Genomic DNA, 19,547 nt, shown 5'->3' with positions numbered 1-19,547 from the left:
GCCTCTCCTCGGATTCGGGTGCGGTGGTCTGTCACCTCCCATCCTCGGCGCGCGCGCCGTGGCCGAAAGTGGTGGGTGGGCCAGAGATCAACACGATCGGGCCAGCCGGTGGCTCGACAGTCGGTCGCGCTCGGGCGTGTTCATGTACAGCACCTGGAAGGCATCGCCCTCGGCCTTGGGGGAGTCGTGTTCCCAGAGCGAGAAGTGCACCACCTCCCAGTGGTACGGATCGACCCCCGCCGCCGCGCACACCGCCCCGTCGAGCGAGGCCAGCCGCCCGGCCTCACGCACCGCTTCCTCCGCGACCTCGGTGAGCCGAGCGTCGTCCGGCACACTCCACCGGCGGCGCACGGCGATCCGGGGCGCGGCACCGGCGCTGCCGCCCTCCTCGTACGCCAGGCCCGTCCAGTGGCGCACCCTGGGGCGGCCGAAGTCGTCGGTCAGCCCCTGGAATCCGGGGCCGAGGAGAAAGGCGTTCATGCCCGCCGGAGTGTTCCAGAGGTAGAACGGCCCGTACTGGTTGACCGGAGACCCGGCCACCCCGCGCTCCCGCATGAGGTACGCCTTCAGACCGAGCTCAGGAAAATCGTCGAGCCGAGGCCCGTTGCCGGTCGCGCGGGCGCGAATCACGTCCATGTCGTAGTCGGCGGGCAAGGTGATCTCGTACTGCATGGCGAGCATGAAGTGCCTCCAAGTGTCGCGTTCCGCAGGGTCAAAGGGGCTGTCGAGCGGGCCGGAGCAGGGCGAGCAGCCCGCGGACTCCCGCGTCGAAGGCCGCCGGTGATCCCGAGGCGCGGGCCAGGACGTAACCGCCCTGCACGGTCGCCACGATCGTCGCGGCGATCTCCTCCGCGTCCAGCTCCGGCGCGAACTGCCCCTCTTCCTTGCCTTCTTCGACAAGTCCGGCGAGGCGTTCACGCAACCAGTCGAGCGTCTCGTCCACCGGCGCCCGCAGCTCGTCGCTCGCGATCACATCCGGGTCCATGGTGAGCCGCCCGACAGGGCAGCCGCGCAGCACATCGCGCTCGCGCCGCAGATAGGCCTCGATACGGTCGTACGGGGAGCCCGGCCCGTCGAGTACTCCCGCCGCGGTAGTCCGCAGCTCCGCGGCCGTCCGCCGTATCGCGGCCAGCGCGAGGTCCGGCTTCCCCTTGAAGTGGTGGTACATGCTGCCCTGTCCGGCACCCGAGCGCTCCAGGATGGCCTTGGGGCTGGTGCCCACATAGCCCCGCTCCCACAGCAGCTCGCGGGTGGACTCGATCAGACGCTCCGGGGTGCTCATGACATCACTGTACATACTGGTAGTTACAGAAGTCGACCCCCCTTCCGGAGCAGCGGAAACAGCCCCGCGTACTCCCCGCGAGGTACGCAAACCGCCGCTGGCCGTACGACGACCCCGACCCCTCTCCGGCGCGAGTCTCGAAGCATCACCGAACGAACCGAACCAACCGTCCGAACCGACTCGGGAGATGACTCGAGATGCAAACCCTGGCTCACCTCGCCGACGGCGGGCCCGGCCCGTGGATCCTCCTCTTCCCGCTGTTCTGGGCGGCCGTCGTGATCGGCGGCATCGCGCTGCTGCGCCGCACGGTATGGCGCGGACGACGCGGCCCCTGGCGGCCCGCCGCCGACGACAACTCACCCATCACCGTGCTCGGCCACCGCTTCGCCGCCGGTGAGATCGACGAGGACGAGTACTGGCGCCGGCTGTCCGTCCTGGACGAGCGGTTCGGCCGTACGGGCAAGGGCGGTGCGGCATGACCACCGGCATGACCACCGCGACCGCGACCACCGCGACCACGACCGCCATGGCCGCCCGTGTCGAGAACGCCGTCAAGGTGTACGGCTCCGGCGACACGGCCGTGCGGGCCCTGGACGGGGTGAGCGTCGGCTTTCCGGCCGGGCGCTTCACCGCGATCATGGGGCCCTCGGGCTCCGGCAAGTCCACGTTGATGCACTGTGTGGCGGGACTGGACACCCTCACCACGGGCACGGCCCACATCGGCGACGCCGAGCTGAGCACGCTGGACGACCGGCGGCTGACCCTGCTGCGCCGCGACCGGATCGGCTTCGTCTTCCAGGCCTTCAACCTGGTGCCGACGCTGACCGTCGCCGAGAACATCACGCTCCCCACCGACCTCGCGGGCGGCAAGGGCGACCCGGAGTGGGTCGACGCGCTGATCGACGTGGTCGGCCTGCGCGACCGGCTCCACCACCGCCCCGCCGAGCTGTCCGGCGGGCAGCAGCAACGCGTCGCCGTGGCAAGGGCGTTCGCCGGCCGCCCCGACGTCGTCTTCGCCGACGAGCCCACCGGCAACCTCGACTCCCGCTCCGGCGGAGAGGTCCTGAACCTCCTCGGCCGCGCGGTGCGCCAGATGGACCGCACGGTCGTCATGGTCACCCACGACCCGGTGGCCGCCGCCCACGCCGACGAGGTCGTCTTCCTGGCCGACGGACGCCTGGTCGACCGTATGGAATCCCCGACGGCCGACAAGGTGCTGGACCGCCTGAAAGCCTTCGAGGTGCCCTCATGAACGCCGCCCTGCGCCTCAGCCTGTCCTCCCTGCGCACCCACAGGCGCCGCTTCGCCGGTACGTTCCTGGCGGTGCTCCTCGGCGTGGCCTTCCTCGCGGGCACCCTCGTCATGGGGGACACCCTGCGGGCGAGCTTCGACACGATGTTCGGCAGGGCGACCAGCGGCACCGACGCCGTCGTCCGCAGCGCCGACACCATCACCACACCGGGGGAGAGCGAGGGCGTACGGGAGCCCGTCGACGCCGACCTCGTCGCCCGTATCGAGGACGTCTCCGGTGTCGCCGCGGCCGCCCCCGACATCCAGGGCGCCGGCCAACTGATCGGCAAGAACGGCGAACCGATCGGCGGCGCGGGCCCGCCCACCCTCGCCGGCAACTGGATCGACGACCCCGAGCTGAACTCCTACCGACTGGCCGAGGGTCGCGCCCCCGAGAAGCCCGGGGAGGTCGTCGTCAACAAGGCCACCGCCGAGACGGGCAACCTGAGGATCGGCGACACCACCACCCTGCGCACCCCCGACCCGGTCGAGGTGACGATCGTCGGCCTCGCGACCTTCGGCGGCGAGGACGGCATGGCCCAGGTCACCTACACCGGCATGACCCGCGCCGACGCCGAGAAGTACCTCACCGCCGCGCCCGGCCAGGCCACGAGCATCCTCGTACGGGCGGGCCCCGGCGTGAGCCAGCAGGAACTGGTCGACGCGCTGACTCCCGTACTGCCCGAGGGAGTGGAGGCGATCACCGGCCAGGAGTCGGCCGAGGAGAACACCGAGATGATCTCCAGCCAGTTCCTGGACATCTTCACCCTCTTCCTGCTGGTCTTCTCCGGCATCGCCCTGCTGGTAGCGACCTTCTCCATCCACAACACCTTCGGAATCGTCGTCGCCCAACGCACCCGCGAGAACGCCCTGTTGCGCGCCCTCGGCGCCTCCCGCCGCCAAGTGACCGTCTCGGCCCTCGTCGAGGCGAGCGTGGTCGCGGTGACCGCGTCGGCGGTGGGTCTCGCGGGCGGCATCGGCATCGCGGCCGGGTTGCAGGCGCTGTTCCCGGCGATCGGCTTCCCTTTCCCCGAGGGCGACCTGGTGATCAGCGGGCTGTCGATGCTGCTGCCGCTCGCGGTCGGCGTCGTGGTCTGCCTTGGCTCGGCCCTGCTCCCCGCCGTCCGCGCGGGTCGTACGGCCCCGCTGGCCGCTCTGCGGGAGACGGCCGTCGACCAGTCCGGCGCCTCGCGCGGCCGCGCCGTCCTCGGCGGCGGCCTGGCCGCATTGTCCGTCGGCATCACCCTCGCCGGGGCCTTCACGACACCGTCCCTCTGGCTCGCGGGCACCGGCGCCGCCCTGGCTCTCGTCGCCTTCGTGGTCCTCGGCCCTGTCGTGTCCTCGACCGCCGTACGCCTGCTCGGCGCGCCGCTCGACAGGCTGCGCGGGGTGACCGGCGGCCTGGCCCGGCGCAACGCGCTGCGCAGTCCCAAGCGCACCGCCGCCACCGCGAGCGCGCTGATGATCGGTGTCGCCGTCGTCTCCCTGTTCACCGTCTTCGCCGCCTCGCTCAAGGCCACCATGGACCAGACGGTGTCCCGGTCCTTCGCCGGCGACGTCGCGGTCAGCACACCGGGCTTCGGCGGAGGCGGCAGCGGACTCAGCCCCCGCCTCGCCCCTGCCATCGCCGAGAAGCCCGAGGTGGCGAACGCCGTCGGACTCGGCCGGGGCGTCGCCGAAGTCAACGGCGAGGGACGGGCGTTGACCGTCACCGACCCCGCCGCACTCGGCGCCCTCTTCGACCTCGGCGACGTACACGGCTCGCTCGACGGCCTCGGCACCGACGGCATCGCCCTCACCGAGAAGGAGGCCGACAAGCAGGACCTGAAGACGGGTGACAAGGCCGAACTGACCTTCACCGACGGCCAGAAGGCGACCTTCACCGTCCGAGCGGTCTACGGTCAGTCGGAACTCGCGGGCGACTACGTCATCACCCGCGCCGCCTGGGCCCCGCACCGCACCCAGGACGCCGACACCCTCATCGCGGTGTCCTTCAGGGACGGCGTGAACACGGCCGATGGCAAGGCCGCGGTAGAACAGGTGGCCGAGCGCTACGGCAACCAGGACGTGCAGACCCGCGACGAGTACGCCCAGTCCTCCGCCGGCGGCATCGACATGATGCTCACCCTCGTCTACGCCCTGCTGGCGCTCGCCGTACTGATCGCGCTGCTCGGCATCGCCAACACGCTGACCCTCGCCATCCACGAGCGCACCCGCGAACTCGGCCTGCTCCGGGCCGTCGGACAGACCCGGTCCCAACTGCGGGCCATGGTCCGCTGGGAGTCGGTCCTGGTCGCCGCGTTCGGTACGGCGGGCGGCCTCGGCCTCGGCGCCTTCCTCGGCTGGGTCCTCGTCAAGGCCTTCGACGGCGCGAGCGACAGTGCCTTCGCCTTCGCGCTTGCGCCGACGCAACTCACAGTGGTGGCACTCGTGGGCCTCGCGGCCGGAGTCCTGGCGGGCCTGCGCCCGGCCCGGCGGGCGGCCCGCCTGGACATGCTGCGCGCCATCGCCACCGAGTGAGACACCGGTCGGCAGTGGGTCACCGCCCGGTCAGCCTGCGACGGCCGACCGGGCGGGAGCGTGTTCGGACCTGCGCCCGCGCGTGGCGGGACGCCGTCCGGCGTCGCACTGCTGAGCCTGCGGCTGCGGCTGTCCGGCGTCGTACGGCGAGATCTTCGGCACCGCGGCCGAGGACGCCGGGAGCGTGAACCACACGACCTTGCCCGACTCGCCATGCGGCCTGACACCCCAGCTCTCGCTCACCGCGGCGACCATCGCGAGGCCACGCCCACTGGTGGCGAAGAGCTCCGCGTCCTGGACGACCGGGAGACGCGGGTCGTTGTCGTGCACCGAGACAGTGAGCCGGCCGAGGAGCAACTCGATCTCCACGGTGCACATCTTGTCCGGTTCGGCGTGCCGGTGGACGTTGGACAGCAGCTCGGTCACCCCGAGCACGGCCCGCTCGATCAAGGGATCCAGATGCCAGTAGCGCAATTGCGCAGAGACGATTCTGCGGACCTGGCCGATCCGCGACGGCAGGGCTTGGAGCTCCACCGTGCAATGCCTGCTGTGCTGGCTGATCACGGCTGCGACTCCCCGAAGTTGAGTCCGGAAGAAGATCGGAGGACGGATCCAGCGAGGTGGCTGGGCGAAAAACGCCGCCTGCTGTGGGGCGGCCGCCTGCTACGACTGCCGCCCGTGGGGGCGGCCGCCGGGGCTGCCGCGCTGCTCGTGGGGCGGCTGCGTACGAACCGCCGCCCGCTGTCGTGGCCGGCGGGCTGGTTCGCAGCGTTATCGCCGGTAAACCCAGAGTGACGTGAGAACAGCGTGACCCAGGGGGTGCGGTCCCGCAACTCGCGGTCCGTCAGCCACCGCGCCCCGCGGCCCTGCGCACCGCCTCGATGAACCGGCGCGCCGAGGGCGGTCCGGGCTTCCCCGGAGCCGGGTCGTGCTCGTTCAGGGTGAGCGTGTAACGGGTGCCGTTGACGTCGGCCAACGCCCGGTCCTCGGGCGCGAACCACGGCTTGGTCGCCCGCACCGCCTGCACCGGGGCGCTGTCGATCTCACTGCCGTAACTGGTCAGCAACTGCAGCCGGCCATCCTCTATCCGGACCTGCCCCGCCCGGGTGAGCTGCCGCAGCCGCTTCCCGATCCGCACGCCCGTGGCCGTGAACTCCGGCTCCGCCATGTGCCCCGCCCCCTTGTGCGCTTCGGTCGTCCTTGAGTCGTGATCCGGGTACGGACCGTGATCCAGTGTGCCCGAGAGACGCCGTCCCCTGCGCCGCCCGGCCGGGATCGGCCGCCCCCGGAGGGGATCGGCTGTGGCCCGGATGGGATCGACTTGTGCCCGTGCCGTGAAGTCTGCACGTCCCTGTCGTCGAGCACCAGTGCGCACGGATGGTCGGGGGCGGCGTTCCGGCGCACGCGCGGCATGCGCCCCCCATGCGCCCCGCGCGTCGCTGCCACAGGAGTGCCTTTGAGTGACCCAAAGGCATGTTTATGCAGGTGAGAAGCGTGCGGAAGGTGTTTATCATCGGGACGTCCGACGCCGCGCACGTCGTCGGCGCAATGCGTGAGGAGCACGCCGTGAGCACCCCCCAGACCACTCGCCCGGGCGCGACCCTCGACGTCGACCACAGCGACACGGAGTACCGGAGCTGGCTCAAAGCAGCCGTCCGCAAGGTCCAGGCCGACGCCAACCGCTCCGCCGACACCCATCTCCTGCGCTTCCCGCTGCCCGAGGACTGGGGCATCGACCTGTACCTCAAGGACGAGTCGACCCACCCCACCGGCAGCCTCAAGCACCGCCTCGCCCGCTCCCTCTTCCTCTACGGCCTCTGCAACGGCTGGATCCGGCCGGGCCGCCCCGTGATCGAGGCGTCCAGCGGTTCGACGGCCGTCTCCGAGGCGTACTTCGCGGGGCTGATCGGCGTGCCCTTCATCGCCGTCATGCCGCGCACCACCAGCGCCGAGAAGATCCGTCTGATCGAGTTCCACGGCGGCCGCTGCCACTTCGTGGACGACTCCAGGAAGATGTACGAGGCCGCCGCCGCCCTCGCGGCCGAGACGGGCGGCCACTACATGGACCAGTTCACCTACGCCGAACGGGCCACGGACTGGCGCGGCAACAACAACATCGCCGAATCCATCTTCCGCCAGCTGGAGTTGGAGCGCTTCCCCGAACCCGCCTGGATCGTCGCCACGGCCGGCACCGGCGGCACCTCGGCAACCATCGCGCGCTACGTCCACTACACCCAGCACGACACCCGCCTCTGCGTCGCCGACCCCGAGAACTCCTGCTTCTTCGAGGGCTGGACCACCGGCGACCCGGACGTCACCTGCGAAGGCGGCTCCCGCATCGAGGGCATCGGCCGCCCCCGCATGGAGCCCAGCTTCGTCCCCGGCGCCATCGACCGCATGATGAAGGTCCCCGACGCGGCCGCCGTCGCCGCCGTACGAGCCCTGGAACACTCCATCGGCCGCAAAGCCGGCGGCTCCACAGGCACGGGCCTGTGGAGCGCCCTGAAAATCGTCGCCGAGATGGTCTCCGCGGGCCGCCAGGGCAGCGTAGTAACCCTCCTGTGCGACCCGGGCGACCGCTACCTGGACAAGTACTACTCGGACGAGTGGCTGAGGGAACAGGGCCTGGACATCGCCCCGTACACGAAGGCGATCGAGACCCTGCTGGAGACGGGCGTGTGGACGGAGTAGGGCGACCGATCGCCGCCGGGCACAGCGCCGCCAAGGGGCGCGGGACTGTATCACTATGCGGCTCCGCCGCGTGGGCGCGACAAGCCACTGACGGCCCGCAGTCCCAAGACGTCCTGAACTCAAACGGCGCTCAGGAATCAAAGCCCCTCAAAGATCGGCGCTCTCCTCGTCCTCCCCGGCCACCACCAACCGCCGCAAATGCTCAGCAATCTCGGCCCGAGCCTGCGCAGCCAACCCCGCGTCCGTCACCAGCGTGTCGACCTGCTCCAACGCCGCGAACGAACTCAACCCCACCGTCCCCCACTTCGTGTGGTCGGCCACGACAACCACCCGCCGAGCCGACTGCACGAGCCGCCGGTTCGTCTCGGCCTCCGCAAGGTTCGGCGTGGAGAGGCCGGCCTCGACCGATATCCCGTGCACACCCAGGAACAGCACATCGAAGTGGAGCGCCGCGATCGCCTGATCGGCCACCGGCCCCACCAGCGAGTCCGACGGAGTCCGCACCCCACCGGTGAGCACGACGGTCGCCGCACCCTGCCGGGGCCCCGAAGACCGCTGGGCGGCATGGAAGACATCGGCGACCCGCACCGAGTTGGTGACCACGGTCAGGTCCGGCACATCCACCAGCCGGTGCGCGAGCGCGTACGTCGTCGTACCGCCCGAGAGGGCGATCGCGGACCCCGGCGCCACCAGTTCGGCGGCGGCGCGCGCGATGTCCTCCTTGGCGCTCAGCTCCAGCCCGGACTTCGCCTCGAAGCCTGGTTCGTGTGTACTCGCCTCGGCCACCGGTACGGCGCCGCCGTGCACCTTCTCCACCACGCCCTGGCGGGCGAGCGCGTCCAGATCGCGGCGCACCGTCATGTCCGACACGCCGAGCTTGCGCGTCAGCTCGTTGACCCTGACGCCGCCCCGCCGTCGCACCTCGTCGAGGATCAGGGCACGGCGCTGCTCCGCGAGGAGGTTCTGGTTCTCACTCACGCTCGCTCCGGTCCTTTCGCCCCATCACGCTCGACACGCCTCCCATACCCCCTCCGACGAGGAAATGCCCCCTGTCCCCGGTCCCGAGGACGTCCCATATTCGCACGCCACACCACGGGTGGCGCCACTACCTGCACATGCGCGGGCACGTCACGCGCCGTCCTCGCGCCCGTCACTATCACACGGATCGGGGAGATTCGGTGACCACAGGTGTACGCATCCCGCTGAGCGGCGATCATCTGTGCCTGCACATCACATCTGCCTTGCGGTGCATCACGGGGGAAGCGGAACAGTGGATCGCGCGACGGAAGATACGGAAGACAAGGGGCAAACGGAAGTTGCCGGGCATACCGCCCTCGAACTTCTCGTCCACGGAGTCGGCGGCACCACACCCGAACGCATGCTGGACGACCCACGTACGGTCCGGGTCACCGGCGACGACACGGCGGCCGTCTTCCGCCGCATCGACGATGCCGACGCGGAAGCCCGGCCCGCGGACCACCGGGCCAAACCGGTGCCCGAGGCCTACGTCTGGTGCAACCTCACCTCGGGCAACGGCTCGCGCGCCCTGTGGCTGTTGCTGCTGCCGTTCATGGTGGTCAACCTCGCCCACTGGATGCGCCCCAACACCCTGAACCGACGGCGAACGGTACGTCTCTACGGCCTCCTGGTGCGGCTGACCGGCCTGACCCTGACCGTGCTGCTCGTCGCCGCCGCCTGCGAGGTCGCCCTCGATCTCACCGCCTGGCAGTGCGCGGGCACGCGCGCGTGCGCCGAGGCGCACACCTGGCTCGGCTTCCTCTCCCCGGACGTCTCCGGCGACGGCTGGTGGAGCCAGCCGGGCCGCCGCCTCGCCCTGGCCGCCCTCGTACCCGCCGTGCTGACCGTCCTCCTGTGGTACCTGTCCCACCGCACCTGGAGCGCGTACGAGTCCCAGCGGCCCATGGACCGGGACGGCGACCCCCGGCCCGCCGACGCGCACCCCATCGTCGACGCGGACACCGAGCGCGTCGCCCTCGGCCGGCCCGGCTTCTGGTACGGGCGCCGACTGGTCGCCAGGCTGCGGGCCGCTCACGCGGCGGCCGGGTTCCTGACGATCGCCGCGGCCGTCGGTACCTCCGCGGCCCACCACGACCGCCGGGCGGGCGGCCCCGCCGTTCTCGAACTCCTGGGTTGGCTGCTGAACGCGACGCTCGTGCTGGGCGCCGTCGTCGTGGTGTGGGTCGTGTGCCGCAGGGGCCGCACCGAGAATCGCCTCGACAAGGACCTGGACGAGCACCTGGTCCGCCGCCTGCCCACCGGCTCGATCGCTCTGCTCGTCCTCGCCCTGGTCCACGCCGGCTGGCCGCGCCCCGACTGGACCTCGACGCAGCGACTGCCGGGAGACCTGACCTTCGGCGGGATCACCCTGGTCCAGGGCCTGCTCGTCATCGCGCTCGGCGTGGTCGCCCACATCCTGTACCGCTCCCGCCCCGACCCGCGCACCGCGATGTACGGCCTCGCCGGCCCCGCCGTCGCCATGCTCGCCTGCGCCCTCGGCGGCGTGATGTCCGCCGGTGTCGCCCAACGCGTCGCCGACTGGCTGGGCGGCACCGCCGACCCTCTCCCCGGCCCACCCGTACTCCTCACCTGGCAGGCTGCCGTCATCCCACCCCTCCTCCTGGTCGCCCTGACCCTCCTGGCCTGGCTGGCCCGGCGCACCTGGGTGCTGAGACAGGAGGAGACGCGAGCGGTGGAGGACGAGTACGTGCCACCAGGCGTAGCCGCACCCCGCAAGCGCGGGCAAGCGAAGGAAGGCCTGAACGAGGAGAAGGAAGGCCTGAACGAGGAGCACGAATCCCGTGACGCCGCCCGCACCCGCCGCATCGCCCGCGCGCGTGCCATGGCGGCCCTCACCGACCGGGCACCACGCATCATCGGAGTCCTCGCCACCGTGACGCTGCTCCTCGGCGCCGCGGCCTTGGCGGGAGCCATGGCGACGGGCGAGACACCGGCGAAGGCGACCCACCATGCGCCCGCCTTCGTCACCGGCGCCGCCCAGACCGCGCAGGCGCTCGGCTCCTGGCTGATCGGTGTGGGCCTCCTGCTGTTCGTGACCTGGGGCCGCCGGGCCTACAAGGACGCCTCCGCGCGCCGCACGATCGGCATCCTCTGGGACGTGGGCACGTTCTGGCCGCGCGCCGCGCACCCCTTCGCGCCGCCCTGCTACGCCGAGCGCGCCGTGCCCGACCTGACCTGGCGGATGGCCACCTGGACGAGCACCACGGGCGGACGGCTGGTCATCTCCGGTCACTCCCAGGGCAGCGTCCTCGCGGCGGCCGCCGCCTGGCAGTTGACCCCGTCGGTCCGCAGCCGGGTCGCGCTGCTCACCTACGGCTCACCACTGGAGCGGCTGTACGGCCGCTGGTTCCCCGCCCACTTCGGCCCGACGGCCCTGACCTCCCTGCACCGCGAGGTCGACTGCTGGCGCAACCTGTACCGCCGCACCGACCCGATCGGCGGCCCCGTACGGCTGCCGGGCGACCGCGGACCGCAGGTCGACGCCGAGCCCCTCCAGGACCCCCTCGCCTACGGCCGCACCGCCGCCCACCCCCTGCCCGCCCCGATCCTCGGCCACTCCGACTACCAGGCGGACCCCACCTTCGCCGACGAACGCCAGCGACTACTGGCGCGGATCGGCCCGGAGGTACCGGGTCCCCGGCACTGCTAGCAGGAGATGTCCTGCTCGGGTCGCTTTCCCGTGGTCAGGAACTCCGTCACGGCGCGGTTGCCGCAGGCGTTGCCGGTGCCCAGGTAGACGCTGTGGCCACCGCGTTCGACCGTGACGAGCCGCGCCCGGTCGCCGTGGGCCTGGCGCATCTTCAGGGCGCCTGTATACGGCGTGGAGGGATCCCGTCGGTTCTGGATCATGAGGACGTTCGACGGGCCCCGGTCGGTGATCCTGGTGGGTTTGTCGACCGGACTGTCCTTCCAAAAGGCGCAGGGGAAGATGTTCGCGGGCAGCCCGGCCGTGAGCGGATGCCGAGCACGGTCCACCGCCACCGCCCTCTCATATGCGGCCACCGACCTCGGAAAGCACACGTCGTTGCAGATGACCGTCATCGTGACCGCCGCGTCCTCGTCGCTCATGGGTCCGGCCAGGTCCGACGGCAGCACCGGGGTCGCTTCGGGGGTCATGGCCTCGCGCATCAGCCGGGCCAGCCGTGGGAAGACGGCGTCGTCGTACAGGGAGTTGTACATGGCCTGTCGCAGCCGGTTGCCGGTGAGCGGCACGCCCGGGGTCGTCGACTCCTTCGGGGCACGGTCCAGTTCCGCCGTCAGGAAGAGGAACAATGGCCGGACGTCCTCGGGCCGCCGGGCGAGCCGCAGGCCTTCCGCGTCCCGGGCCGGGTCGGCGGCCCAGGCCGCGAAGTCCGGGAAACGATCCTCCGCCCCGCGCGCCATGTTCGCCAGCCAGGCCCTCTCGACCCGCCGCGGATCGGGGTCGCCGCTGCTGTCCAGCACCCACCGGTCGGTGTGCCGTGGATACTGCTGCGCGTACACGGCTCCGACATAGGCCCCGTACGACACGCCGTACGCCGACACCTTCTCCTCGCCCAAAGCCTGCCGGAAGCGGTCGATGTCGCGCACCTCATTGGCGGTGCTGAAGCTGCGCAGCACCGCACCTCCGTTCGTTGGGACGGGCCTCGGCGTGCGCCGGGACCATGCCACGTCTCGGCGATGCCGCCGTCTGGCGCGGCCAGGACGCAGCGTCACCAAGTGCCGGTCGCCGGACCGGAGTTGGCAACTCGCCCGGGTACTGCCCGACGCCCCGAGGACCGAGGCTCACTAGGTCGTATGTGCCGCCCAGTTGTCGGTGCAGCGCGTTCCCCTGCTGGGGCAGCCGCTTGACGCCGGAGCGGCCACACCTGCGGTGGGGTTTACCGTTCCAGTGGGACTGAGCATGAGCGGATCCGCTCAGCCGCACGCCCCGAACGGTCTTGGGCGCTCCCCCACTGCCTCAAGGGCGTGGGAGGTACCCCCAGGTCCCCGGTGTACTCGACCCCGGGGCGGCGACACGCATCCTGTGCGTGGTCCGGGCCCGGGAGGCCGCTGATGGACACAGCCCTGCGCGACCTGGCCATGTGGGTGCGGCCAGAGGCGACGGGGAGGCCCCGAACCATCACTCCGGTGGAGCGGGGGCCCCGCACGCCGGCGCCGCACTCGGCGTCCCAGATCGCACGGCAACGCTAACCCGATCGGCCCAGGGCACCGCAAGCCCAGAAGCCGATCATCACACGATCGAGCTGAACCGCTCCCGCACGCCCTTCTATGAACAGTTTTGACAGCCTCCTGGGGCCCGCCCCGCCAAATCCGCTACGGCAGCTCCGGCAGGTCCTCCGCGTACAGCAACGTCAGGTCGTCCGTGCTCGGTTCGGCGAACTGGGCGACCCGTCCCGCGTGCCGCTCCACCATCGCCTCGAAGGTCTGCCGCGCCGTACGGCCGTTGCCGAAGGCGGGGCCCTTGGGGATCGCCGTGAAGTACTTCAGCAGTGCCTCGCCCGCCCCCGGCGCGAGCCGGTACTCGTGCTCCTCGGTCTGCTGCTCCACGATGCGCAGCAGCTCGTCGGGGACGTAGTCGTCGAAGGTGATGGTCCGTGAGAAGCGGGACGCCACACCGGGGTTGACGGTGAGGAAGCGCTCCATCTCGGCCGTGTAGCCCGCGACGATGACCACCACGGCGTCCCGGTGGTCCTCCATCAGCTTCACCAGCGTGTCGATGGCCTCCTTGCCGAAGTCCCGGCCCGAGTCCTCCGGCGACAGCGCGTACGCCTCGTCGATGAACAGCACACCGCCACGGGCCCGTTCGAACGCCTCCTGGGTACGGATCGCCGTGGAGCCGATGTGCTCGCCGACCAGGTCGACGCGGGACACCTCGACGAGGTGCCCCTTCTCCAGGACACCGAGCGAGGCCAGGATCTCGCCGTAGAGGCGGGCGACCGTGGTCTTGCCGGTGCCGGGGGAGCCCGTGAACACCAGGTGCCGCTTGACGGACGCCGCCTTGAGGCCGGCCTGCTGGCGACGGCGGCCCACCTCGATCATGTCGGTGAGGGCGCGCACCTCGCGCTTGACGCTGTCCAGGCCCACCAGCGCGTCGAGCTCACCGAGCACGTCCTTCGACGTCCGCGCCGGTTTCTCGGGTTCGGCGGCGGGCGAGGGAACGGGCGGCAGCGGCGCGGCGGTGCGCTGGGCCGGGATCGAGCTCAGCAGACCGGGGGACTGTGCCGTGGTCTGCGCGGCGGTCTCCCGTGCCGCCGGGGGCCGCACCCCTCCGCTCTCGTCGCTGGTGCAGTCCTCGACCACGGGCCCGCCGCCCGCGGTTCCGGGGCCGCCGTCCGCGAACTCGTAACCGCCGCGCGCGCAGCGCTCCGTACGGCACTTGCGCAACGTCGCGCGGCAGCCGTCGATGATGTGGAAGCCGTAGCCGCCGCTGCCCGTCACCCGGCAGTTGAGGAAACTGCCCCGGCCCTCGGCCGAGACATAGAAGCCCGCCTCTGCGGGCGAGGTCACCGTGCAGCGCTCGATAGTGGGGTCCGCCCCCTTGGTGACGATCACGCCGGTCTGCGTGCCGTCCAGCGTGCAGCCGTTGAGCGTGCCGCCGCTGCCGTGGTCGCGGAACCAGGCGCCCGTCGCCGCGTCCCGGATCCGGCAGTCGTCGAGCTGCGCCGTCGCGCCGTCGCTCACCGACACCGCCGTGTTCCGCACCTGGGACAGATCGCTGTCGACGACGTCCGCGCGCGACCCCCGGTCGAGCACGAACAGCGCGTCCGGTACGTCGTGCACCCGGCAGGACTCCAGCACGGCCGTGGCGCCGTCGCTGACCCAGACCGCCGGATAGTCGCCGGTGCTGTCGAAGATCTCGCACTGGTTGGCGTCCACGCGGGTGCCCGGGTCCCATACCGACAGCCCGTTGCGCCCGAACTGCCGCACCGTCGTGCGGGTCAGGGTGAGCACGGAGCGCGAGCGGAGGTCCACCGCGTTCTCCGGGATGTCGTGGATGCGGCAGTCCGCGAGGGTCAGCACGGCGTCCGTGTCGAGCGTGACCCCGTCCGCGGTCGTACGGTGCACATCGCAGTCGGTGAGATGGGCCGTGGCCCGGCCGGTGATCTGTACGCCGCTGCCGCGGACCTCGTAGACCTCGCAACCGACCGCTTCGAGCGCGGAGTTCTCGCCGGTCGCCGTCAGGCCCGAGCCCGAGGTGTGGTGCACCCGGCAGCGGTCGAGACGCGGATGGCCGCCGCCGCGCACCGCGACGCCGGCCTGCCCGGCCGCCACGACCTCGCACTCCTCGAAGACGCCACCGCCGCCGTCCACCACGGCGATACCGATCCCGGCCGGGTTGTCGACCGTGCACCGGCGCACCGTCGGACGGGCGCCCCCGCGCACCTCAATGCCGGTCGCGGAACGGGTGACGATCCTGAGGTCCAGGAGCTCGGGCGTACCGTCCTCGACGAGCAGTGCCGGCGCCGCCGCGTCCTGGCCCTCCACATGCAGGTCCTGCACCACGGCCGAGGCGGACACCGTCAGCGGGACCCCGTCCAGGGGCGCGATGCGAACCGAGCCGGGCGAGCCCTCCGGGCCGCGCAGCGTGACCCCGCGCTGCACGACGAGGTTCTCCCGGTACGTGCCGGGAGCGACGATGAGCACATCGCCGTCGCTCGCGGCCTCCAGGGCCGCGGCGAGCGACGAGTACTCACCCGTGCGGCGCCGCCACCGCGATGTACCGGTGTGCGTCACCTGGACCGTGCCCTGTGCCATGGCGTTGCTGTGCCCCCACCTCGTGGAACGCGGGTCGATGCCGAACAGTTCGGCTGGTCGGTCCACCGTAGCGTGCGCGGGCAGGGGGAGTTGACCGGAGTCGGAAGGCCGTCAGCTGCCCGTGCCCGTCCTACCCCAGTCCGGCCCCGCCTTGTCCCATGCATGGTCCCAACGGGTGTACCGGAGGCGGACCATGCGCCAGACGATCAGCCGTCTGCCGCCCTCGACCAGTCCCGCGGTGAGCACGGTCGCACCGAATCCGGCCAGCACGGCATGCGTCGTCGCGGTGGCGGTGTCCAGCGGTCGGCCCGTTATTCGGCCCTGTGCGTCCGTCCACAGCGTGAAGTGGTCGCCGGGCTTCGGCTCCTTGAGGTTCGCCATGACCGTGCCCTGCCGGTCGGAGCCGTCCGGGACCGTCCAGTCGGCGACGACCCGGCTCTGCCGGTCACGGGTCGTCGCGGTCTCGGGGTCGGGGTCCAGTGGGGAGCCGTCCGCCTTCTTGACGACGGTGGCCGTCACCAGATGCCGGGCCTTGTGCTGCTTCCGCACGGCCTGCTGCAGGGCGTCCTGGGCGGCGGTCCCGACGAGGACGCCGATCAGGGGCGCGGCGAGGAGGATCAGCGCGAGGGCCGCGAACGCGAGCCAGGCCTCGACCAGATCGGTCGTCCGACGCAACGGGTTACGTCGCCAGCGCCACAGCCCGCCGCATGCCCGCAGCCCACCGATCGCCCGCACGGTCGTCCCCGCCCCCTTCCGCGTCCGTGAAAGGCCGTCTCATGAACGTCTCACAAACACCCAACGGCCGGGCCCAGGGCCTGTGTTCCCCGTACACGGAACCAATCGTAAGAGGTTGAGATTTCAAGGTCGGATCGAGTTCCGTCAAAACCGCACTGACCCAATCCGGGATCGCACCGAACTCATCGAGACCGAACGGCTCAACGGGCCATATTCAAACGGCTATTCGAGAACCCGTACCGGATCGCCGATCCGTACCGTGCCCCCGGATTCCGGAACCAGGTTCTGCCCGAAGACCAGCTTGTCGCCGAAACGCCGATGGCGGGCGAGGGTGCGCAGCGGCTCCCGGCCGCGCTCGGCGGTGTCCTGGTCGGTGGTGGTCACCACGCACCGCCCGCACATCTTGGCGACCCGGAAGGCGACCTCGCCGATGGCGACGCGCCGCCAGTCGTCCTCCTCCCAGGCGTCCGTGCCGTCGACCACCACGTTCGGCCGGAAGCGGTTCATGGGGAGCGGGCCCTCTTCGGGGTGGTCGCCCTGTGCGACAAGGGAGTTGAGCGCGTCGAGCGAGGCGAGCGTGGTGAGCAGCAACGGGAAGCCGTCGGCGAAACTCACGGTCTCGCCGGGGCGGGCGTACTCGGGGTCTATCGGGCGGCGGGTCGCCGGGTCGTCCAGGTGCACGAGCCGTACGGGAAGGCCCAGGTAGTCGCTGAACCAGGCGTGCGCGGCGGCATCGGCTGGGACCCCCTCCGCCTTGTCCCGGAAGAGCTCCACCGTCGTCGTCCCGGCGGGCTCGGGCTCGGGCACGGGGACGGTGAGGGGATCGTGCCCTGGCGCGGACAGCAAGAGGCCGCCGCCGGGCAGTTGCCCGGCGGCGGCCAACGCCACACGCGGATGCGGACGTTGAGTGATGACCTTGCCCGAGTCGTCGACCAGCACCCAGCGGCGGTCGCCCGCCAGACCCCAGGGCTCCACGACGGCCTCGTCGGGGGTGAAGCCCCGGGCCGCCTTCAGCGGGTGGACATGAATCGAGTGCAGTGACGGATTCCCCATGGGGTCATCCTGCCAGCAGGCGGTGACAACCCCACGCGGAATATTCCAGAGGGCCCTCAGTACCCGCGGTACTGCTGACCGTTGTACGGATCCTGCTGGTAGGGGGCGGCAGGCTGGGCCGGGCGCGGGGCCGCGGGGCGCATCGCCTCGTACCCCATGCCGCCGCCGGCCATGGGGCGCTGCTGCTGCGGCTGGGGGCCCGGGTAACTACGCGGACCCGCGGCCTGCTGCGGGATGTACGCGGCCGGTGCCTGCTGCAGCGGCGAAGGCTGCTGCTGCGGATAGCCGTAGGCGGGGGAGGGCTGGGAGGGGCCCGCCGGCAGTGCGGGAAGTGCCGACGGGAGGGCGGGCAGATTGCTGCCCGGGGTGTCGTACTGGGCGGGGACTCGGATCGGGGCGATCTGAGGGGTTCCCCGCTCGGCGACGAGGGAGTCGTAGATCGGGGTGTCCGCGAAGGACGAGGCGGAGTAGTAACCGCCGCCGTAGGTGGAGCGGGGGGAGGTCATGGCACATAAGTTAAGCCCACGATGTGCTGGTTGGGGAGACCGATAAGAGGGTTGTTTTCCGTGTCGGCGGTGACGCCGGATCCCCAATGCGAGCGAACTCGGCGAAAAAGGGCAGCAGAGAGCTTTCTGATCGTGTAAAGGGCGAGTTCCGCGGGGGTTACCTGCGGTTGGCCACGCGTCTTTCGGTACGGCATCTGGGGGTTCGGGCGCCCGGGGGAATAGGTTTGGCGCCGACAACGGAGCCGATCGGATCCGGCGGACTGCGTGGGGCCGGCCCGGCGACGACCTTCTTGGTGACCTTCTGATGGGGGCGGACATGGCAATGCCGAAAGGATCGAACGTCGCGGTGCCGACCACCGCGCTTCGCGTGGAATTGGGCTGGCGTTCCGGACCGGGAGTGCCCGACACGGACGCGTCGGCGCTGCTGCTGGTGGGCGGAAAGGTGCGCTCCGACGCGGACTTCGTCTTCTACAACCAGCCCGCGCACTCCTCGGGCGCGGTCCGGCACGAGGGCAAGCGGGACGCCGGCGGCCAGGTCACCGACTCGGTGCTCGTGGACCTCGCGCGCGTGGAGCCCGCCATCGAGACCGTGGTGCTCGCCGCCTCCGCCGACGGCGGCACCTTCGGGCAGGTGCCCGGGCTGTACATCCGGGTGCTCGACGACCGGGCGGGCACCGAGATCGCCCGTTACGACAGCACGGACGCCAGTGTCGAGACCGCCTTCGTGCTCGGGGAGTTCTACCGCCGTCAGGGCGCCTGGAAGTTCCGCGCCGTCGGACAGGGCTACAGCAGCGGACTCGAGGGCCTGGCCACCGACTTCGGCATCACCGTGGACGAACCCCAGCAAGCGGCACCGCCCGCGCCCGTGGCCGCACCCGTCACCGCCCCGCCGCCGGTGACGGCCGCACCGCCCGCGCCCCCCGCCCCGCCCACGCCGCCGCCGACCCCCGTCCGCCTCACCAAAGTCACCCTCACGAAGGACGCCCCGGCGGTCTCCCTGACCAAACAGGGCGGCACCTCCGGCGCCATGCGCGTCAACCTCAACTGGGAGGTGCGCAAGCAGTTCAAGGGGTGGGGCGCCAAGCTGGGCCGGGCCGTCGCAATGCACGGCGACCTCGACCTCGACCTGTGCGCCCTGTTCGAACTGTCCGACGGCAGCAAGGGCGTCGTCCAGGCGCTCGGCAACGCCTTCGGAGCCCTGCACAGGCCGCCGTTCATCCATCTCGACGGCGACGACCGCACCGGTGCCCTCGCGAGCGGCGAGAACCTGACCATCAACCTGGACCACATACAGGCGTTCCGGCGCATCCTCATCTTCGTGACCATCTACGAAGGCGCCCGCTCCTTCGCCGACCTGCACGCGACGGTCACCCTCCAGCCCCAGCACGGCGCGCCCGTCGACTTCTCCCTCGACGAGTGCACCGTCCCCTCCACCGTCTGCGCCCTCGCCCTCATCACCAACCAGGGCGGCGACCTCATAGTCCAGCGCGAGGCCCGCTACCTGGTTCCCGAACGCGGTGTGAGTCCCCAGCGTACGGTCGACTACGCCTATGGGTGGGGGATGAACTGGACGCCGGGCAGGAAGTAGCGCCGCATATGAGGTAGCGCCGTATATAGGGAGTGGCTCTAGTGCCGCATCAGGCAACGTTCGCCCTGTCGACGACCTCGCGGAGGCGTTCGTCGGCGGCGTGCTT

Annotated in this window: 16 protein-coding genes; 6 read left to right on the top strand and 10 right to left on the bottom strand. The window is 71.2% G+C overall.

What is annotated here, in order from left to right:
• Window positions 1-87 precede the first annotated feature (87 nt).
• Both F3T56_RS01945 and F3T56_RS01940 read right to left on the bottom strand, forming a co-directional pair.
• On the bottom strand, window positions 88-681 hold the full coding sequence (locus tag F3T56_RS01945) for a DUF4865 family protein (protein WP_149822902.1): 594 nt from the start codon (window positions 679-681) through the stop codon (window positions 88-90).
• 31 nt (window positions 682-712) lie between these two features.
• A complete protein-coding gene (locus tag F3T56_RS01940; protein ID WP_172638773.1) occupies window positions 713-1,282 on the bottom strand; it encodes a TetR/AcrR family transcriptional regulator in 570 nt (189 codons plus the stop codon).
• 197 nt (window positions 1,283-1,479) lie between these two features.
• Between F3T56_RS01940 and F3T56_RS01935 the strand changes: the two genes are divergently transcribed.
• The 3 genes from F3T56_RS01935 to F3T56_RS01925 are packed head-to-tail and all read left to right on the top strand — an operon-like array spanning window position 1,480 to window position 5,092.
• On the top strand, window positions 1,480-1,761 hold the full coding sequence (locus F3T56_RS01935; RefSeq protein WP_149822900.1) for an SHOCT domain-containing protein: 282 nt from the start codon (window positions 1,480-1,482) through the stop codon (window positions 1,759-1,761).
• Window positions 1,762-1,769: 8 nt separating this feature from the next.
• Window positions 1,770-2,534 carry an ABC transporter ATP-binding protein gene (locus F3T56_RS01930; RefSeq protein ID WP_172638788.1) on the top strand — a complete coding sequence of 255 codons (765 nt, stop codon included), beginning with the start codon at window positions 1,770-1,772 and terminating at the stop codon, window positions 2,532-2,534.
• A complete protein-coding gene (locus F3T56_RS01925) occupies window positions 2,531-5,092 on the top strand; it encodes an ABC transporter permease (protein ID WP_149822899.1) in 2,562 nt (853 codons plus the stop codon). The genes F3T56_RS01930 and F3T56_RS01925 overlap by 4 nt, the downstream gene beginning before the upstream one ends.
• 30 nt (window positions 5,093-5,122) lie before the next feature.
• Here F3T56_RS01925 and F3T56_RS01920 read toward each other — a convergent pair whose 3' ends face one another.
• Both F3T56_RS01920 and F3T56_RS01915 read right to left on the bottom strand, forming a co-directional pair.
• Entirely contained in the window at window positions 5,123-5,656 is a 534-nt protein-coding gene (locus tag F3T56_RS01920; RefSeq protein ID WP_172638772.1) for an ATP-binding protein, read from the bottom strand.
• A gap of 280 nt (window positions 5,657-5,936) precedes the next feature.
• Complete coding sequence (locus F3T56_RS01915; protein ID WP_149822898.1) at window positions 5,937-6,260, bottom strand: hypothetical protein; 324 nt, start codon at window positions 6,258-6,260, stop codon at window positions 5,937-5,939.
• A gap of 380 nt (window positions 6,261-6,640) precedes the next feature.
• Here F3T56_RS01915 and cds1 point away from each other — a divergent pair, with 380 nt between their 5' ends.
• Window positions 6,641-7,783 (top strand): L-cysteine desulfhydrase Cds1, encoded by a 1,143-nt coding sequence (gene cds1 / locus F3T56_RS01910; RefSeq protein ID WP_216372917.1) that lies wholly within the window; start codon window positions 6,641-6,643, stop codon window positions 7,781-7,783.
• A gap of 147 nt (window positions 7,784-7,930) precedes the next feature.
• On the opposite strand, the gene F3T56_RS01905 is transcribed toward cds1, so the two are convergent.
• Window positions 7,931-8,761, bottom strand: a complete 831-nt coding sequence (locus tag F3T56_RS01905) for a DeoR/GlpR family DNA-binding transcription regulator (RefSeq protein WP_149822897.1) — start codon at window positions 8,759-8,761, stop codon at window positions 7,931-7,933.
• Between the two features lie 400 nt (window positions 8,762-9,161).
• On the opposite strand from F3T56_RS01905, the gene F3T56_RS01895 reads away from it, so the two are divergent.
• A complete protein-coding gene (locus F3T56_RS01895) occupies window positions 9,162-11,471 on the top strand; it encodes a hypothetical protein (RefSeq protein ID WP_149822895.1) in 2,310 nt (769 codons plus the stop codon).
• Here the strand turns inward: F3T56_RS01895 and F3T56_RS01890 are convergent.
• The 5 genes from F3T56_RS01890 to F3T56_RS01870 form a co-directional block, all read right to left on the bottom strand.
• Window positions 11,468-12,421: an alpha/beta hydrolase gene (locus F3T56_RS01890; protein ID WP_425473532.1), complete on the bottom strand. Its 954-nt coding sequence runs from the start codon at window positions 12,419-12,421 to the stop codon at window positions 11,468-11,470. The genes F3T56_RS01895 and F3T56_RS01890 overlap by 4 nt on opposite strands.
• 696 nt (window positions 12,422-13,117) lie before the next feature.
• Window positions 13,118-15,559, bottom strand: coding sequence for a right-handed parallel beta-helix repeat-containing protein (locus F3T56_RS01885; protein WP_172638771.1), 2,442 nt, complete (start codon window positions 15,557-15,559; stop codon window positions 13,118-13,120).
• Window positions 15,560-15,670: 111 nt separating this feature from the next.
• Window positions 15,671-16,294 (bottom strand): Rv1733c family protein, encoded by a 624-nt coding sequence (locus F3T56_RS01880; RefSeq protein WP_149822893.1) that lies wholly within the window; start codon window positions 16,292-16,294, stop codon window positions 15,671-15,673.
• Between the two features lie 222 nt (window positions 16,295-16,516).
• A complete protein-coding gene (locus tag F3T56_RS01875; protein ID WP_149822892.1) occupies window positions 16,517-17,347 on the bottom strand; it encodes an MOSC domain-containing protein in 831 nt (276 codons plus the stop codon).
• A 56-nt stretch (window positions 17,348-17,403) separates the two neighbouring features.
• Window positions 17,404-17,853 carry a DUF6643 family protein gene (locus F3T56_RS01870; RefSeq protein WP_149822891.1) on the bottom strand — a complete coding sequence of 150 codons (450 nt, stop codon included), beginning with the start codon at window positions 17,851-17,853 and terminating at the stop codon, window positions 17,404-17,406.
• A 322-nt stretch (window positions 17,854-18,175) separates the two neighbouring features.
• Between F3T56_RS01870 and F3T56_RS01865 the strand changes: the two genes are divergently transcribed.
• Window positions 18,176-19,441 carry a TerD family protein gene (locus F3T56_RS01865; protein WP_484422096.1) on the top strand — a complete coding sequence of 422 codons (1,266 nt, stop codon included), beginning with the start codon at window positions 18,176-18,178 and terminating at the stop codon, window positions 19,439-19,441.
• Window positions 19,442-19,547: the final 106 nt, after the last annotated feature.

Origin of the sequence: Streptomyces tailanensis (assembly GCF_008386495.1) — a bacterium.
Classification (GTDB): domain Bacteria; phylum Actinomycetota; class Actinomycetes; order Streptomycetales; family Streptomycetaceae; genus Streptomyces; species Streptomyces tailanensis.
This window is presented reverse-complemented; position numbering and strand designations above follow the sequence as displayed.

What these genes read in the sequence shown, in the direction of transcription:
- F3T56_RS01945 (WP_149822902.1), bottom strand. Translation starts at nt 681, where the DNA reads ATGCTCGCCATGCAGTACGAGATCACCTTGCCCGCCGACTACGACATG.
- F3T56_RS01940 (WP_172638773.1), bottom strand. Translation starts at nt 1,282, where the DNA reads ATGAGCACCCCGGAGCGTCTGATCGAGTCCACCCGCGAGCTGCTGTGG.
- F3T56_RS01935 (WP_149822900.1), top strand. Translation starts at nt 1,480, where the DNA reads ATGCAAACCCTGGCTCACCTCGCCGACGGCGGGCCCGGCCCGTGGATC.
- F3T56_RS01930 (WP_172638788.1), top strand. Translation starts at nt 1,770, where the DNA reads ATGACCACCGCGACCGCGACCACCGCGACCACGACCGCCATGGCCGCC.
- F3T56_RS01925 (WP_149822899.1), top strand. Translation starts at nt 2,531, where the DNA reads ATGAACGCCGCCCTGCGCCTCAGCCTGTCCTCCCTGCGCACCCACAGG.
- F3T56_RS01915 (WP_149822898.1), bottom strand. Translation starts at nt 6,260, where the DNA reads ATGGCGGAGCCGGAGTTCACGGCCACGGGCGTGCGGATCGGGAAGCGG.
- cds1 (WP_216372917.1), top strand. Translation starts at nt 6,641, where the DNA reads ATGCGTGAGGAGCACGCCGTGAGCACCCCCCAGACCACTCGCCCGGGC.
- F3T56_RS01895 (WP_149822895.1), top strand. Translation starts at nt 9,162, where the DNA reads ATGCTGGACGACCCACGTACGGTCCGGGTCACCGGCGACGACACGGCG.
- F3T56_RS01885 (WP_172638771.1), bottom strand. Translation starts at nt 15,559, where the DNA reads ATGGCACAGGGCACGGTCCAGGTGACGCACACCGGTACATCGCGGTGG.
- F3T56_RS01875 (WP_149822892.1), bottom strand. Translation starts at nt 17,347, where the DNA reads ATGGGGAATCCGTCACTGCACTCGATTCATGTCCACCCGCTGAAGGCG.
- F3T56_RS01870 (WP_149822891.1), bottom strand. Translation starts at nt 17,853, where the DNA reads ATGACCTCCCCCCGCTCCACCTACGGCGGCGGTTACTACTCCGCCTCG.
- F3T56_RS01865 (WP_484422096.1), top strand. Translation starts at nt 18,176, where the DNA reads ATGCCGAAAGGATCGAACGTCGCGGTGCCGACCACCGCGCTTCGCGTG.